The sequence below is a fragment of the Rhodococcus sp. NPDC054953 genome (genome assembly GCF_053609225.1).
On sequence record NZ_JBSGXD010000008.1, the window covers coordinates 130414 to 146095 of the forward strand.

13 protein-coding genes are annotated in these 15682 nt (G+C 71.3%); 9 read left to right on the top strand and 4 right to left on the bottom strand.

Translation table 11 applies throughout. From position 1 onward, the window contains the following. Positions 1 to 6: 6 nt before the first annotated feature. Positions 7 to 2184: an AAA family ATPase gene (locus ACWF62_RS08350; protein ID WP_378506105.1), complete on the top strand. Its 2178-nt coding sequence runs from the start codon at positions 7 to 9 to the stop codon at positions 2182 to 2184. Positions 2185 to 2196: 12 nt separating this feature from the next. Here the strand turns inward: ACWF62_RS08350 and ACWF62_RS08355 are convergent, their stop codons facing one another. After that, the gene (locus ACWF62_RS08355; RefSeq protein ID WP_378506104.1) at positions 2197 to 2949 is read right to left on the bottom strand and encodes an isocitrate lyase/PEP mutase family protein; all 753 of its coding nucleotides are present in this window, start codon (positions 2947 to 2949) and stop codon (positions 2197 to 2199) included. Positions 2950 to 3045: 96 nt separating this feature from the next. Here ACWF62_RS08355 and ACWF62_RS08360 point away from each other — a divergent pair, with 96 nt between their 5' ends. The 8 genes from ACWF62_RS08360 (at position 3046) to mnhG (ending at position 12205) form a co-directional block, all read left to right on the top strand. Then, positions 3046 to 4401: a hypothetical protein gene (locus ACWF62_RS08360; protein WP_378506103.1), complete on the top strand. Its 1356-nt coding sequence runs from the start codon at positions 3046 to 3048 to the stop codon at positions 4399 to 4401. Further along, positions 4398 to 5687: a hypothetical protein gene (locus ACWF62_RS08365; protein ID WP_452629809.1), complete on the top strand. Its 1290-nt coding sequence runs from the start codon at positions 4398 to 4400 to the stop codon at positions 5685 to 5687. Before ACWF62_RS08360 ends, ACWF62_RS08365 begins: the two co-directional genes overlap by 4 nt. A 232-nt stretch (positions 5688 to 5919) precedes the next feature. Then, positions 5920 to 8751, top strand: a complete 2832-nt coding sequence (locus ACWF62_RS08370) for a Na+/H+ antiporter subunit A (RefSeq protein WP_378506101.1) — start codon at positions 5920 to 5922, stop codon at positions 8749 to 8751. Next, positions 8748 to 9437, top strand: a complete 690-nt coding sequence (locus ACWF62_RS08375; protein WP_452629810.1) for a Na(+)/H(+) antiporter subunit C — start codon at positions 8748 to 8750, stop codon at positions 9435 to 9437. The genes ACWF62_RS08370 and ACWF62_RS08375 overlap by 4 nt, the downstream gene beginning before the upstream one ends. Next, the gene (locus tag ACWF62_RS08380; RefSeq protein ID WP_378506099.1) at positions 9434 to 11050 is read left to right on the top strand and encodes a Na+/H+ antiporter subunit D; all 1617 of its coding nucleotides are present in this window, start codon (positions 9434 to 9436) and stop codon (positions 11048 to 11050) included. The genes ACWF62_RS08375 and ACWF62_RS08380 overlap by 4 nt, the downstream gene beginning before the upstream one ends. Beyond that, positions 11047 to 11604 carry a Na+/H+ antiporter subunit E gene (locus ACWF62_RS08385; RefSeq protein WP_378506098.1) on the top strand — a complete coding sequence of 186 codons (558 nt, stop codon included), beginning with the start codon at positions 11047 to 11049 and terminating at the stop codon, positions 11602 to 11604. Before ACWF62_RS08380 ends, ACWF62_RS08385 begins: the two co-directional genes overlap by 4 nt. Then, complete coding sequence (locus ACWF62_RS08390; RefSeq protein WP_378506097.1) at positions 11601 to 11861, top strand: monovalent cation/H+ antiporter complex subunit F; 261 nt, start codon at positions 11601 to 11603, stop codon at positions 11859 to 11861. Before ACWF62_RS08385 ends, ACWF62_RS08390 begins: the two co-directional genes overlap by 4 nt. Continuing rightward, the gene (gene mnhG, locus ACWF62_RS08395; protein WP_378506096.1) at positions 11858 to 12205 is read left to right on the top strand and encodes a monovalent cation/H(+) antiporter subunit G; all 348 of its coding nucleotides are present in this window, start codon (positions 11858 to 11860) and stop codon (positions 12203 to 12205) included. The genes ACWF62_RS08390 and mnhG overlap by 4 nt, the downstream gene beginning before the upstream one ends. 55 nt (positions 12206 to 12260) lie before the next feature. Here the strand turns inward: mnhG and ACWF62_RS08400 are convergent, their stop codons facing one another. The 3 genes from ACWF62_RS08400 to ACWF62_RS08410 all read right to left on the bottom strand — a co-directional run bounded on the left by ACWF62_RS08400 (position 12261) and on the right by ACWF62_RS08410 (position 15680). Further along, positions 12261 to 13079 carry a DUF559 domain-containing protein gene (locus tag ACWF62_RS08400; RefSeq protein ID WP_452629811.1) on the bottom strand — a complete coding sequence of 273 codons (819 nt, stop codon included), beginning with the start codon at positions 13077 to 13079 and terminating at the stop codon, positions 12261 to 12263. 139 nt (positions 13080 to 13218) lie between these two features. Continuing rightward, complete coding sequence (locus ACWF62_RS08405) at positions 13219 to 14469, bottom strand: DUF5933 domain-containing protein (protein WP_452629828.1); 1251 nt, start codon at positions 14467 to 14469, stop codon at positions 13219 to 13221. A gap of 92 nt (positions 14470 to 14561) precedes the next feature. Next, the gene (locus tag ACWF62_RS08410; protein WP_378506094.1) at positions 14562 to 15680 is read right to left on the bottom strand and encodes a glutamate--cysteine ligase; all 1119 of its coding nucleotides are present in this window, start codon (positions 15678 to 15680) and stop codon (positions 14562 to 14564) included. Between the last annotated feature and the right edge of the window lie 2 nt (positions 15681 to 15682).

Consider the following 15682-nt stretch of genomic DNA (forward strand, 5'->3'; position numbering starts at 1 on the left):
GGTTCCGTGACGTCCCCGGAACTCGCCCTCACCGCCCGACTGAACACGTCCGCCGCCGACGCCCGCCGCGGGGTGGTGCGCCTGCACCCCGAGGCCCTTGCCGCGCTGGGACTGCGGGAATGGGACGGGATCGCGGTCGTCGGCGGCCGCCGGACCGCCGCCGTTGTCGCGCTCGCGCCGTCCGGAACCCCCACCGGCACCGCCCTCCTCGACGACGTCACCCTGTCGAATGCGCGAGTGAAAGAAGATGCGCGGGTGGTGATTTCACCAGAAACCGTGTACGGCGCCCGCACCGTCACCGTCAGCGGATCCGCGCTGGCAACCCGCTCGATCTCCGACACCACGCTGCGGCAGGCCTTGCTGGGGAAGGTCGTCACCGTCGGGGACACCGTGTCCCTGCTGCCCCGCGACCTCGGCCCCGGCACCTCCACCACCGTGGCGACCCAGTCGCTGTCCCGCACCTTCGGGGTGACCTGGACATCCGAATTGCTGACGGTGACGGCCGTCGACCCGGCCGGACCGGTGAGCGTGCAACCCAACTCGGCCGTCGGCTGGGGCGAAACCCACCGCGCCGCCGCGTCACCCGACGCCGAACCGCGGGCGGTCCGGGAGCCGGAGGTGCGCCGCACGGACGCGGTGCCGGTGCGCGACCTGGTCGGGGTCGCCGCACAGGCAGCCAAGCTCGCGGAATGGCTCACCCTCGCACTCGACGAGCCGGAACTGCTGCACACCCTCGGTGCGTCGGCCCATCTCGGCGTCCTCGTCACCGGGCCCGCCGGGGTAGGGAAGGCGACATTGGCGCGGGCTGTGCTCGCCGGGCGCGGCGTGGTCGAGCTGGACGGACCCACCGTCGGCGCACTCGACTCCGCCGCGCGGCTGCAGCGCGTCGCCGACGCCGTCGCGCACCTCCGCCACGACCGTGGCGTGCTGCTGATCACCGACCTGGATGCGCTGCTGCCCGCCGAGCCGGATCCGGTGTCGACGCTGATCCTCGACGAGCTGCGGCGCGCGGTGGACACCCCGGGGGTCGCGTTCGTCGCCACCACCGCCCACCCCGACGCCCTCGACGGCCGGGCCCGCGGGCAGGACGTCTGCGACCGCGAACTGACCATCCCACTCCCGGACGCAGGCACCCGCCGATCACTGCTCGAGCTGCTGCTCCGCCGGGTGCCGACCGCGACCCTCGACCTCGACGTGATCGCCTCCCGCGCCCCGGGATTCGTTGCCGCCGACCTCGCGGCACTGGTACGGGAGGCGGCGATGCGGGCGGCCGCACGCGCCAGCGCCGACCGCACCGACCCGCGACTCGAACACGCCGACCTGCTCGGCGCGCTCGACGTGATCCGGCCGCTGTCCCGGTCCGGGACCGAGGAGTTGGCGGTCGGGTCGGTCACCCTCGACGACGTCGGGGACATGGTGGAGACCAAGCAGGCGCTGACCGAGGCCGTGCTGTGGCCATTGCAGCACCCCGATTCGTTCGCGCGCCTCGGCGTCGATCCGCCGCGCGGCGTACTGCTGTACGGACCTCCCGGCTGCGGAAAGACGTATCTGGTTCGGGCGCTTGCCAGTTCCGGTCAGCTGTCGGTGCATGCGGTCAAGGGCGCGGAGCTGATGGACAAGTGGGTCGGCGCATCGGAGCGGGCGGTGCGCGAACTGTTCCAGCGGGCACGGGACTCGGCACCGTCGATGATCTTCCTCGATGAGGTGGACGCGCTGGCCCCGCGGCGCGGGCAGTCCACCGACTCGGGGGTCACCGACCGGGTCGTCGCGGCGCTGCTCACCGAACTCGACGGGGTGGAGCCGCTCCGCGACGTCGTCGTGGTCGGTGCCACCAACCGGCCGGACCTGATCGACCCGGCGCTGCTGCGGCCCGGACGGTTGGAGAAGCTGGTGTTCGTTCCGCCGCCGGACGCCGAGGCCCGGCTCGAGATCCTGCGCACGGCAGGACGTTCCGTCCCGCTGGCCGCCGACGTCGACCTCGAAGCACTCGCCGCCGACCTGGACGGCTACTCCGCCGCCGACTGCTCCGCGCTGCTGCGTGAGGCGGCGCTGTCCGCGATGCGCCGCAACGTGGACGCCGCCGACGTCACCTCCGACGACGTGGCCACCGCCCGCGCAACCGTCCGCCCGTCCCTCGACCCCGATCAGGTCGCCCACCTCGCCGCCTACGCCGAGGGCCGCTGATAGCGGGGCCGGTCAGCGCCAACCCGCCAGAATCTCGTTGGCGCGCACCGCAAGCGCAGCCTGAAGCAGCGGGCCGAAGCTGACCCGTCCGACGCCGAGCGCCGCATAGCTCGCCCTCTCGCCGCTGGCGGGGTCGGCGATCGCATTGACCGGCAGCGGCAGCGCCGCCGTCAGCTCGCGATGCACCTCGTCGGTGTGGAAGCCCACCGGGTACAGGCAATCCGCGCCCGCCTCCGCGGCGAGGGTCAGCCGGGCAATGGCCCGCTGCACCCGATCCGACTCGTCACCGACCCGCCGCAGAAACAGGTCGGTGCGGGCGTTGATCACCACATGCACCCCGACCGCGTCCGCGGCGCGGCGCAGGCCCCCGACAACATCGGCGTGCTCCTGCGCCTCCCGCAGCCTGCCGCCCTCACCGTGCACGGTGTCCTCGATGTTGAGCCCGACCGCCCCGGCCTCGACGAGACCGTTGATCAGGGTCTCCGGCGTCTGGCCGTAACCGGACTCGATGTCCACCGAGACCGGAAGGTCGACCGCCGCGGTGATCTGGGCGACACGGGTGAGCAGTTCGGTGAAGCTCATGCCCTCGTTGTCGGCGCGACCGAGGGAGTCGGCCACCGGATGCGAACCGACGGTGAGGGCCGCGAAACCGGCCTCGACGGCGAGCTTCGCCGACCACGCATCCCAGACGGTCGGAAGGATCACCGGCTCCCCGGGCCGGTGCAGCCCGAGGAGCGTGGTGGCCTTCTCGGTGATCGATTCCATGGTGCGTTCCTCGCCTCGTGTTGTGGTGCGCACATCGTGGCACGCCCGGGCCCCACACTCGGCGCATCCGGGCACGTGTTCGGTTAGCGTCGGGCAATGCCTGTCACGCCCCGCGCCGCTGTCCCCGCGCTCGCCGGACTATTCGGCGGCTACCTGGCGGCGTTCGTGCTCACCGATCCGCCCGGCGGGAGGTGGGCGGTCCACACCTCGGGGCGCGAACTCGACCGGTGGCTGAGCGCGCAACCGACCGCGATCGCCGTCGCCGTGGTGGTCGCGGCCGCAACCTGTGCTGCGCTGGCGCGGAACGGGTCGAGGCGGATCGGGTGGGCGGTCGCGGCGGCCTGCGTCGCGGTCCTGCTCGGCGTCCGCCTCGCGGTGCCCGGCGTCGCGGGGGTCGACGGGCTGATCGCGCTGCACACCGTCAAGTGTCTCGCCGCCGGGGCGCTGCTCGGCGCCGCGGTCGCCGCCGGGTGGGGTCACCGGGGCGCGCAGCGCGCGGTCGCCGCTGGCGGGCTCGCGGGCTTTCTGTCGGTGTCCGCGTGGGGTGCCGCGGCGGCACGGGAGAGCACCTCGACCCTCGGCGAGCCCGCGTGGTGGCTGATCGGGGTGACCCTCGCGCTGGCGGCGGCCGCCGCGGCCACCGCGAACGTGTCGTCCCGGATCCCCCGGATCACCGGCCCCGAGGCCGGTGCCGCGCTGCTGACCGTCGTGGTGCTCGCGGCGGTCAACCGGCTGCAGATCGCCTGGATCGGGCAGGGCGGCAACGACACCCGGCTCCGGCAGTGGGTGGTGATCGCGGTCGCGATGGTGGTGGTTCTGGTCGCAACCGAGGTATGCGCCCGGCTGATCGCCCGCCGAACCCGGTCCGGTGACGGGGCGATCGTGCTCGCGGCGACCGGCGTCGCGGCGGCCGCGATGCCGGTCCTCGTCGATCTGCGCAACCCGTTCCGCGACGTCCCGTCCGCCGCCGTGGTCGCGGTGGCCGCCGTCGCGGTCGCCGTCGGCGTCGCGGTCGCGGTCCGCCGTCCGGCCCCGATCGCGGGACTGGCGGTGGCAGCGGCGGTTCCGGTGGTCGGCGCGATCTGGCCGGACCTCGGCGCCCAGGGACCGCTGCTGCTGGTGCGGCTCGCGGTGGTCGGGGTCGGCGCGGGCTGGGCGCTGGCATCCGCCCTGCCCGGGTCGGCGGCGGTCGCCGCCGTCGGGCTGGCGATCCCGTTCGCGTCCACCGTGTTCCACGCGGCGGCGACGGTGATCGTGCCGCACTCCCCGAATGTCATCTTCGACGGCGCCTACGAACCGCTGCGTGGCGTCGAGATGTCACGAGCGTATTCGGAGGACCTCGACGCCTTCTTTGCGATCAGTAGCTACGACGATCGGATGGCGGGCATCGCCCTCGCGGTCGCGGTCGCGTTCTGCGCGTGGGGCGTTCGCGGCGTCCGGGCGGTCCGGTGACGACCGCGCGGAGCACCGTCGCCTTCCTGGCCGCGCTGCTGACCGCGGCCGCGGCGGGCTGGGCGTTGATGACCCCGCTGGCGGCAACCGTCGGGGTTGCCGGATCGGAGGGGCAGATCCGGGCGTTGCTGACCAGCCGGTCGCTCGCCGCCGCGGTCGGACTGCTGGTGGCGGTCGCGGCCGCCGGGGCGTTGTCGCGGCGCGGCTCGGTCCGCACCGCGCGGCTGGCGGCGCTGCTCGGGCTCGGCCTGTCGGTCGCGGTGCTGGTGGTGAACAGCGATGCGCGACAGGTGGAGTGGCTGATCGCGGCGACCTACGTCGCGGGCATCGGCGCGGGCCTTGCGCTCGGCGGTGCGGTGGTCGCCGCCACCGGCCGGGCCGAGGAGGTGGCGGTGACCGGGGGTGCGCTTGCCGCGTTCCTGCTCGTGCCCTATGCCACCGCACGGCTCGATCTCCCGATGACGGTCGGCTGGACCGCGTACGCGCCGCTCACCGACGCGGGCAACGCCGTCGATCCGGCGCCGTGGTGGCTGGTGCTGCCCGCGGCGGTCGCAACGCTGTTCGCGCTGCTGCTCGGCGGCGGGCGCGCCGCGCGGCCGTCGACGCGGGGCGGAACCGTCACCCTCGCCGTCGTGCTCGCCGCCCTGGTGACGAACGCGGCGATCGGTGCGACACAGGACAATCGCACCGTGACCTGGGTGCTGCTCGGGGCGTTCGTCACGGTCGTGATCGGGGCCGCGTTCCTGCTCGATGGGCAGGACGGGACACTGCTGCTCACGACCACCGCGATCGTCGCCGCGGCCGCGGGCACGCTGCCCGGCACGTCCGACCTCACCTGGGTCGGGGTCGCGATCCTGGCGGTCGGGGTGACGGCGGGCGTGGTGACCGGCGTGCGGTGGCCGGGCGTCGTGGTCGGGCTGACCCTGTTGGCGGCGGTGTGCCTGATCGGCGTGCTGCCGGACGTCGCGGATGGGCTGGGCGACGTGCTCCGCTCGTTCGCGCTCGCCCCGGTCGCCGGGTATGCGGTCGGCTCCTGCGTCGGCGCGAGGTCGGGGGCGACGGTGGCCGGCCTCGCGGTGCTGTTCGTGCCGAGCGCGCTGACGGTCGCCGGGCAGGCATCGGGGTCGGGGCTGCTGGGGGCGCAGTCCCCGTTTACCGAGCTGCCGCGGGGTGCGCTGGCGACCGCGCCGCCGGACCTGCCCGCGGTGGCCCTGGCGATGACGCTGGTCACGCTGACCCTCGTCGCCGCGGTGGGGACACTGCGGCAGCGCACCGAGGATCGCTGACACCGCCGCCTCGCCCCGCGCCTCCCGCCCCGCCCCATGCATTGAACGGGGGTTCATGTGCCAGTTCCGGACGGCGGATGGCACATGAACCCCCGTTCAATGCTTCGTGGGGTAGGCGGAGCCGCCTGCAGGAAGAAAGCTGGCGTGCCCTAAACTGGACATCACCGCCCGGATACTCCCGGGCGTATCGACACCCCGCCGCCGCACGGCAACGACCCCCGACGGAGTGCCCTTGCTCGCTATATTGTTCGCCCACGCAATCGCCGCCGTTCTGGCGCCAGCTGCCGTGCGAACAATGGGGCGCAACGCATTTCTGCCGCTGTCGCTGGTGCCCGCCGGGTCACTGGTGTGGGTGATCGCGAACTGGAACACCGAACAGTCGCTGCACATCAGCTGGGCTCCGGGCCTGTCGATGGACATCGACATGCGGTTCGACTCCCTCGCCGCGATCATGTCCGCGCTGATCCTCGGCATCGGCACCCTCGTGCTGATCTACTGCTCGCGGTACTTCCAGAACGACGAGACCCGGCTCGGCATCTTCGCCGCCGAGATGGTCGCGTTCGCCGGCGCCATGTTCGGCCTGGTCACCAGCGACAACATGCTCATCCTCTACACGTTCTGGGAACTGACGACGATCCTGTCGTTCCTGCTGGTCGGTCACTACGCCGAACGCGCGTCGAGCCGACGGGCCGCCACCCAGGCCCTGCTGGTGACCACCGCGGGCGGCCTCGCGATGCTGGTCGGCTTCATCATCCTCGGTCAGGTCGGCGGCAGCTACCAGATCTCGGTGCTGCTGGAGAACCCGCCCGGCGGCTGGCTCCCCGCGGTCGGCGTAGTGCTGGTGCTGATCGGCGCGCTGTCGAAGTCCGCGATCATCCCGATGCATTTCTGGCTGCCCGGAGCGATGGCCGCACCCACCCCGGTCAGCGCCTACCTGCACGCCGCCGCGATGGTGAAGGCGGGCATCTACCTGATCGCCAGGCTGGCACCGGGGTTCGCCGACTCCGGACCGTGGCGGGTCACCGTGATGACGCTCGGCCTCGGCACCATGCTGCTCGGCGGCTGGCGGGCGATGCGGGCGTTCGACCTCAAACTGATCCTCGCCTTCGGCACCGTCAGCCAGCTCGGCTTCCTCACCGTCCTGGTCGGCACCGGCACCCGCGACGCCGCCCTCGCGGGGATGGCGCTGGTCGTCGCGCACGCCATGTTCAAGGCCGCCCTGTTCATGGTCGTCGGCATCATCGACCACACCACCGGCACCCGCGACATCCGCAAGCTCGCGCACCTCGGCAGGGCCGCGCCGGTGCTATGCCTCGTCGCGATCGCGGCCGCGGCCAGCATGGCCGGGCTGCCCCCGTTCTTCGGGTTCGTCGGCAAGGAGGGCGCCCTCGAGGCGATCGCCACCGCGTCGGTGCTCAATCCGACCGTCCGCTGGATCGAACTGGCGGGCATCGTTGCCGGGTCGATCCTCACCGTCGCCTACAGCATCCGCTTCATCTGGGGCGCGTTCGGCCGCAAGCAGCTCACCCACCCGAGCCCCGCGGTCGCGGCCATGCACCGGCCCGGTCTGCTGTTCCTTGCGGTTCCGACGGTGCTGGCGGCGGCCGGGCTGGTCACGGGCCTGATCTCGCCGGTGATGGACGCCCTGCTCAGCGCGTACGCGAACAGCCTGCCCGGCAGCCAGCACTACCACCTCGCGCTGTGGCACGGGTTCGGGCTCGCGCTGTGGCTGACCGTGCTGGTCGTCGCGGGCGGCGTCGGGGTGTACCTGATGCACCGTCGGGTCAGCAGGCTGCGATTCGAGCACGCCCCGCTCGGCAACGCCGAACGGGTCTACGACGCGACGCTGCGCGGCATGGACACCGTCTCGCTGCGCCTGACCGGCACCACCCAGCGTGGTTCGCTGCCACTGACCCAGGCCACCATCCTGATCACGCTGGTGCTGCTGCCGACAATCCTGCTGGTGCTCGGCACCGACACCACGACCCGGCTGCGGTTGTGGGAGTCGCCGATCCAGTTCGCCGTCGGCCTCATCATGATCGCGGCCGCGCTGGCCGCGACGGTGATGCGCAACCGGCTCGCCGCCGTCATCCTGGTCGGCGTCACCGGCTACGGCTGCGGCGTCATCTTCGCCCTCGACGGCGCCCCCGACCTCGCGCTGACCCAGTTCCTGGTCGAGACGCTGACCCTGGTGATCTTCGTGCTGGTGCTGCGCAAGCTGCCCGCCGAAACCGACGAACGCCAGTCCGTCGGGTTCAAGCCGGGGCGGGCGCTGCTCGGCGCGGCGGTCGGCGCGATGGTGACCGCGCTCGGCGCCTTCGCGATGAGCGCCCGCAGCACCGAACCGATCTCCGTGCACATGCCGGACCTCGCCTACCACGTCGGCAACGGCAAGAACGTCGTCAACGTGCTGCTCGTCGACATCCGCGCCTGGGACACCCTCGGCGAGATCTGCGTGCTGCTGGTCGCCGCGACCGGCGTCGCCTCGCTGGTGTTCCGCAACCGCCGATTCGGCAGCGCGCCGCGGGTCGCGGACGTTCCCGAGTTCGAGTCCCCGGCCTCGGAGACGACGTGGCTGCGGGGCGGCGACCTGATCGACCCCCGACACCGGTCGCTGATCCTCGAGGTCACCACCCGGATGATCTTCCCGACGATGATGGTGCTGTCGGTGTACTTCTTCTTCTCCGGCCACAACGCCCCCGGCGGCGGCTTCGCGGGCGGCCTGACGGCCGGGCTCGCACTGGTCCTGCGCTACCTTGCCGGCGGCCGCTACGAACTCGGTGAAACCGTGCCGATCGACGCGGGCAAGATCCTCGGCCTCGGCCTGATCTTCGCCGCGGGAACCGCGCTGACCTCACTGTTCCTCGGCGCACCCGTGCTGTCGTCCGCGACGATCGAAGTGACGCTGCCGCTGCTCGGCGACATCAAACTGGTCACCGCGCTGTTCTTCGACCTCGGGGTGTACCTGATCGTCGTCGGGCTCGTCCTCGACGTGCTGCGCAGCCTCGGGGCGCGACTCGACTCCGAAGTCGAGACCCGGCCGGAGGAGGTGGCAGCGCGATGAGCGTGAACATCGGGTTCCTCCTCGTCATCGGCGTCCTGATCGCGACCGGCGTCTATCTGCTGCTCGAGCGGTCCATCACGAAGATGCTGCTCGGCCTGCTGCTCTTCGGCAACGGCGTCAACCTGCTGATCCTCACGATGGGCGGCCCGCCCGGCAGCGCCCCGATCGTCGGCCGGTCCAACGACGTGTACGACACGATGGCCGACCCGCTGGCGCAGGCGATGATCCTGACCGCGATCGTGATCACGATGGGCATCGCCGCGTTCGTGCTGGCCCTGGCGTACCGGTCCTACAAGATCAACACCAAGGACGCGGTCGAGGACGACGTCGAGGACACCAAGGTCAAGACCCGCCGCGGCCCGGCCGAGGCCCCCGACCACGACCGCTCCGACGACCCGATCACCGGCGACTCCACGTTCAGCGGCGACGCCTTCGACGACAAGGGCAATCCCATCCCCCTGGAACAGCTCAAGAACCTCGAGGACCTCGAGGTGTACGAGGACCTGCGTGAGGGCGACTTCGACGAGTTCGACCCGAACGGTGACACCATGTCCGACCCGGACGGCAACAACACGTCCGACCCGGACGGTCACAACAAGTCCGACCCGGACAGCGACAACACGTCCGACCCGGACGGCGACGACGATCCACGCGACCCGCTGCCCACCGGCGGTGACCGCCGATGACGCTGGTCCAGAACCTCACCCCGCTGCCGGTGCTGGTGCCGATGCTGGCCGCGGCCGTCACCCTCGTCGGCGGCCGCCGGCCCCGGTTCCAGCGCGCCATCACCATCGCGGCGCTCACCGCCGGGCTCGCGGTGTCCGTTGCGCTGCTCTACCTCGCCGACCGGGACGGCATCTCCGCGCTGCAGGTCGGCGGGTGGGACTCCCCGATCGGCATCACCCTCGTCGTGGACCGGCTGTCCGCGACCATGCTCGTCGTCTCCTACACCGTGCTGCTCGCCGTCATGGCCTTCGCGGTAGGGCAGGGCATCCACGACGGCACCGAACGCCAGCCGGTGTCGATCTTCCTGCCCACCTACCTCGCGCTCGCCGCGGGCATCTCCAACGCGTTCCTCGCCGGCGACCTGTTCAACCTGTACGTCGGGTTCGAGGTGCTGCTTGCGGCGTCGTTCGTGCTGCTCACCCTCGGTGCCAGCGCCGACCGGGTCCGCGCAGGCGTCTCCTACGTGATGGTGTCGATGGTGTCGTCGCTGATCTTCCTGATCGGCATCGCCCTCGCGTACGGCGCGACCGGCACCCTCAACCTGGCCCAGATGGCGGTCCGGCTCGACGACATTCCCGCCGGGACACGGATGGCGATCTTCGGGGTGCTGCTCGTCGCGTTCGGGATCAAGGCGGCGGTGTTCCCGCTGTCCACCTGGCTACCGGACTCCTACCCGACCGCGCCCGCCCCGGTCACCGCGGTGTTCGCCGGCCTGCTCACCAAGGTCGGCGTGTACGCGATCATCCGGGCGCACACGCTGCTGTTCCCGCAGGGCGAGCTCGACGACGTCCTGCTGGTGTGCGGGCTGCTGACGATGATCGTCGGCATCCTCGGTGCGATCGCCCAGTCCGACATCAAGCGACTGCTGTCGTTCACGCTGATCAGCCACATCGGCTACATGGTGTTCGGCATCGCACTGTCCACCGAGCAGGGCCTGTCCGGCGCCATCTACTACGTTGCGCACCACATCATCGTGCAGACCACACTGTTCCTGGTCGTCGGCCTGATCGAACGGCAGGCAGGATCGTCGTCGCTGCGGCGGCTCGGCGGTCTCGCCGCGGCAAGCCCGGTGCTGGCGATCGTGTTCCTGATCCCGGCCCTCAACCTCGGCGGCATCCCCCCGTTCTCCGGATTCATCGGCAAGATCGCGCTGCTGCAGGCCGGTGCCGCGCACCCGAGCGTGCTGTCGTGGATCCTCGTCGCCGGCGGCACCGTCACCAGCCTGCTGACCCTGTACGTCGTCGCCCGGGTATGGACGAAGGCCTTCTGGCGGGCCCGCGCCGACGCCCCGGAGGGTGACCTCGCGGACGTCAGCCCGTCCGCCCTGATCGACGAGTCCGAGGAAGACATCGCGTTCGTCGACCGCGAGGACGTCGGGCGGATGCCCGCGCTGATGCTGGCACCGACGATCGCGCTGGTCGGTGTCGGGATCGCCCTGACGGTGTTCGCCGGTCAGATCATCGCGGTCACCGACCGGGCAGCCGCGGACCTGCAGGACCGGTCCATCTACATCGAGGCGGTCCTCGGGCCCGGCCACCACGAGCAGGCGACGGCGTCCGGGGGCGACCGATGACGCGGGCGCTGGCGCTGCGGGCGGCGTCGTTGGTGTGGCTGGTCCTCGTGTGGGTGCTGCTGTGGGGCAACGTGTCCGCAGCCAACATTCTCGGCGGGGTGGTCGTCGCCACCCTGATCACGGTGCTGCTGCCGCTGCCGAGGGTGCCGGTGCAGGGGCGGATCCACCTGTGGTCGGTGGTCAAGCTGATCGGCCTCGCGCTCGGCTACGCCGCGCAGTCGAGCGTGCAGGTCGCGTGGCTGTCGGTGCGGCCGGGGCCGCTGCCGGTGACCGGGGTGTTGCGGTGCAGGCTCGGCATCAAGTCCGACCTCGTGCTGACGCTGTGCGTGGACGTGCTGAACCTGATCCCCGGCACCCTGGTGCTCGAGGTCGACCGCGTCAAGCGCGTCGTGTACGTGCACGTGCTCGACATCGGCACCGACAAGGCGGTGCGCCACTTCCACCGAACCGTCCGGCAGCTGGACCGCCTGTTCATCCAGGCCTTCGAGCGGGACACCGAGTGGACACCCGCCCCGCTGCCCGACGACAACGCCACCGAAAGGAGCCCCCGATGACGACCGTGATCGTGATCGCAGGCGTGATGATGTCGATCGCCGCCGTGCTCACCTCGTACCGGCTCCTCGCGGGCCCGCACACCCTGGACCGCCTCGTCGCGATGGACACCCTGGTCGCGGTCGCGATCTGCGGTCTCGCGCTGTGGGCGGCGTACAGCATGGACACCACCCTGGTCCCGGCGATCGTCGCGCTGTCGCTGGTCGGCTTCATCGGCTCGGTGTCGGTGGCCCGTTTCCGGGTGCGTGACGACCAGTGAGCGCCGCACTCGACGTCCTCGCCGCGATCGCGATCCTGCTCGGTGCGCTGCTCGCGATGACCGCGGCGCTGGGCATCGTCCGCTTCGCCGACACCCTCTCCCGCATGCACCCGGCGACCAAACCCCAAGTCATCGGCATGCTCCTGGTGCTGTTCGGGTGCGTCGTCCGGCTGCGCGGCAACGTCGACATCTGGATGCTGGTGCTGGTCGGGCTGTTCACCCTCGTCACCGCGCCGGTCATCGCGCACGTCGTCGGCCGCGTCGCCTACCGCGAGCAGCGGGGTCGGGACGGGCTCGGCATCGTCGGCGACCTCGACCGGGAACAGAATCCCCCCGCGAGTTAGTCGTTTTACCGTTGTTCGACGCGGCATCGACCCGAGAACGACCAACTCGCGGACCTCACCGTGGCAGTTCTGTCGCGCCGCCCGCACGCAACGCGTCCGCGACCCGTTCGAGCAGCTCGTCGGGATAGTGCACCACCAACTCCTTCGTCGCGACCACCACATCCCAGCCGAGCCGCCGGACGCTGTTGCGGCGCCGGACATCGCGCGAGTACCGGCCCCGCTCGCGGTGGTGGTCGCCGTCGTACTCGAGCACGACGCGGTACTGCGGCCACGCCATGTCGACACGCGCGACCAGCCGGGCCCGCTCGTCTGTCAGCAGGACCTGGGTGTCCGGTTTCATGAATCCCGCGCGGACGACCAGCAGCCGCGTCCGCGTCTCCCACGGTGATTCGGCGCCGCCGTCAGCGAAGTCCACGACGCGCCTGAGCTGTTTGAGCCCCCGGTCGCCCCGATGCTGCTCGACCATCACCAGCAGATCCTTCGGGTCGCGCCGACCGATGTTGCACAGTCCGTCGACCGCCTCGATCGCGGCGTCGAACGGCAGCCGCCGCCCGAGGTCGTACGCGGTCCGCAGGTGCGACGTCAACGCATAGCCGAGCACCTCCTCCGATTCGCCGGACAGCAGGGTGTCGTAGCGGAGCCGGACGCCCGCCCTCCTGCGCGCAGGTGTAGGCAGGACGATCTCCGGTTCCACATCCTCGGGCACGTACCGGTAGCCGTGGAGCGCGGCCGCCGACCACCCGGCCAGCACGCCCTGCGGATAGGTGACCCCCAGCGCCCGCGACCGCTGTGCGAAGTCGAGCGGCTGGTCCGCGCGGATGTATACCCCGGTCAGCACCGCCCGGTAGTCGCGCTCGACCTGCCAGGGCGTCATGCCCTCGAGGAGCCGGGACCGGCGAATCGGTCCGACAGGTCTCGGATCACGCACCATCCCCGGACCCTAACCGCGAGTTAGTCCTTTTCAGGCGGTAGTGACCGAAATCGACAGTAGAACAACTAATTCGCGACGACGACTAACTCACGACCAGGCGCGGCCGTCCACCCCAGCGACCCAACGCCGACCCCGGTGCCGCGAAGAAGGTGGCGTGGAAGGCGACGACGACCGCACCCATCACCCCGAGGATCAGCGGCACCGACAGGTACGGGGCCGCCGCGATCGGCACGGCCAGGTAGCGGTAGCCGCCGAGCAGCGCGGCGAACGCGACCGTGCCGCCGACGACGAGCCGGACCCGGAACCAGCCCCAGCCGCGTTCCGGTTCGCGCAGGGCCGCCTCGATGGTCAGGCACAGCACGACCCCGGCGACCAGGTCGACGGCGTAGTGGTAGCCGAAGCCGAGCGTCGCCATCAGGGTGCACACCAGCCAGAAGGTGCCGCCCCACCGCAGCCACGTCGGCCCCCGGCGCGAATGCACGAAGATCGCCAACGCCCACGCGGTGTGCAGGCTCGGCATGCAGTTGCGGGGCGCGTCCCCGGTGAACACGAACGCCGCCGGGTCGGTGCCGGTCGGGATGACGGTGGGCCAGTAGTCGCCGAGCTGGGCGCCCTGCCCGGCGGTGCCGAACGCGAAGTCGGGTCCGACGACGGGGAACAGCAGGTAGAACACCGGGCCGATCAGGCCGATCGCGAGGAACGTCCGGACCAGGTGGTGCCCCGCCCAACCTGCCCGCAGCTGCCAGAGCGCGACGACGATCGCCGCGACGGGCAGCTCGATGTACACCCAGTGCAGGACGCCGTACCCGACGGGACCGAGCGCGTCGACGACCTGACCCATCACCCACGACGGGCTGCCGAACGCGCGGTCGGCGAGCTCGAGGTACTCGTCGAGGACGGCGGGGCGCGTCATCACCGTGATCTGCAACCAGACGTCACCGATCTTCGTCGCGACGATCAGCAGGGCTCCGAACCCGGCGCCGAGCAGCACGCTGCGCCTGCGCTCACCGGTCCACCGCACCGCCGCGACCACGGCGATCAGGGTCAACACCCAGGTGGGGCCGTTCCCGACCGCGAACGGCCCGTCCTGCAGCAGTCGACCCGCGAGGAACACTAGGTCGATGCCGACGGCCGCCGCGACCGCGGCAACGCGCTGCCGGTTCGTCAACCCGACGAGGCCGAGCGCCAGCCCGGCCCACGGCACCGACATCGACTTGGGGGTGCCGACGAAGTCCCTGGCGAGTGACTGCACCGGCCCCTCGAACCCGGATCGGGTCGCGACGACCTGCAGCACCAGCATTGCCACCACGACGGTGGCCACCGCGGCGGGCACGAGGACCCGCCGTCCACCCGCCCGCCACGCCGCACTGGCGGTCGAGTTGTCAGTCAACACCCGTACATAGTAAACGGTGCGTGAACTGCGCTTTAACGCTCCAGTTCGGTGACGAGTGCGTCCACGACGGCGGTCAGATCGCCGCCGTTGCCCGCCGCGACCGCCCGCTGCCGCTGATAGGACGCCCCCCGTCGCGGGATGTCCGCGACCCTGGCCAATTCGTCCGCGCAGCCGAGTTCCACCGCGAGCGGCGCGAGCTGCTCGAGCAGATCGTCGAGGTCGTCGGTGACGAGGCGTTCGTTGCTGGCGGCGTCCAGGATGATCTCGGCGTCGAGGCCGTACCGCGCGGCCCGCCACTTGTTCTCCTGCACATGCCAGGGCGGCATCCCCGGCAGCTCGATGCCCGCCTCCAGCTGCCGGTCGAAGTGGACGACCAGGCAGTGGATCAGCGCAACCAGGGACTCCAACTCACCGCGGGTGGAGACGCCGTCGCAGACCCGGACCTCGATCGTGCCCCACTGCGGTGCGGGCCGGATGTCCCAGTGCAGGGCACCGAGCCGCTCGATCACCCCGGTCTTCATCTGGTCGTGGACGAAGCCCTCGAACTGCGCCCACGTCTCGAACTGGAACGGCAGCCCGGCGGTCGGGAGCTGCTGAAACATCAGGGCCCGGTTGCTGGCGTACCCGGTGTCGACGCCCGCCCACATCGGCGACGACGCCGACAACGCGAGCAGGTGCGGATACTTGACCAGCAGCGCGTTGATGATCGGGAACACCTTGTGCGCCGACGACACCCCGACGTGGACGTGCACCCCCCAGATCAGCATCTGCCGACCCCACCACTGGGTCCGCTCGATCATCTCGTCGTAGTGCGGATTGGGCGTCACCTGCTGGGTGGACCACTGCGCGAACGGGTGGGTGCCCGCGCACATCAGCTCGACGTTCTCGCGGTGCGCCGCCCGGCGCAGCAGCGTCATCGTCTCCTGCAAGTCCGCCATCGCCTCCGCGGTGGTGTCGCAGATCCCGGTGACGAGTTCCACGGTGTTGCGCAGGAACTCCTTGTGCAACCGCGGCGCGTCCGCGAGGTCCGCGGCGGCGGCCAGGACCTGCGCGGCGCTGTTGGACAGGTCGCGGGTGTCCGGGTCGACCAGCGCGACCTCCCACTCGACGCCGATCGTGGGCCGGGGCGAACCGGCGAAATGGACTGCCACAG

Excerpts from the sequence above, each read along its gene's own strand:
- ACWF62_RS08355 (WP_378506104.1), bottom strand. The coding sequence starts at position 2,949 with ATGGAATCGATCACCGAGAAGGCCACCACGCTCCTCGGGCTGCACCGG.
- ACWF62_RS08360 (WP_378506103.1), top strand. The coding sequence starts at position 3,046 with ATGCCTGTCACGCCCCGCGCCGCTGTCCCCGCGCTCGCCGGACTATTC.
- ACWF62_RS08375 (WP_452629810.1), top strand. The coding sequence starts at position 8,748 with ATGAGCGTGAACATCGGGTTCCTCCTCGTCATCGGCGTCCTGATCGCG.
- ACWF62_RS08380 (WP_378506099.1), top strand. The coding sequence starts at position 9,434 with ATGACGCTGGTCCAGAACCTCACCCCGCTGCCGGTGCTGGTGCCGATG.
- ACWF62_RS08385 (WP_378506098.1), top strand. The coding sequence starts at position 11,047 with ATGACGCGGGCGCTGGCGCTGCGGGCGGCGTCGTTGGTGTGGCTGGTC.
- ACWF62_RS08390 (WP_378506097.1), top strand. The coding sequence starts at position 11,601 with ATGACGACCGTGATCGTGATCGCAGGCGTGATGATGTCGATCGCCGCC.
- ACWF62_RS08400 (WP_452629811.1), bottom strand. The coding sequence starts at position 13,079 with ATGACGCCCTGGCAGGTCGAGCGCGACTACCGGGCGGTGCTGACCGGG.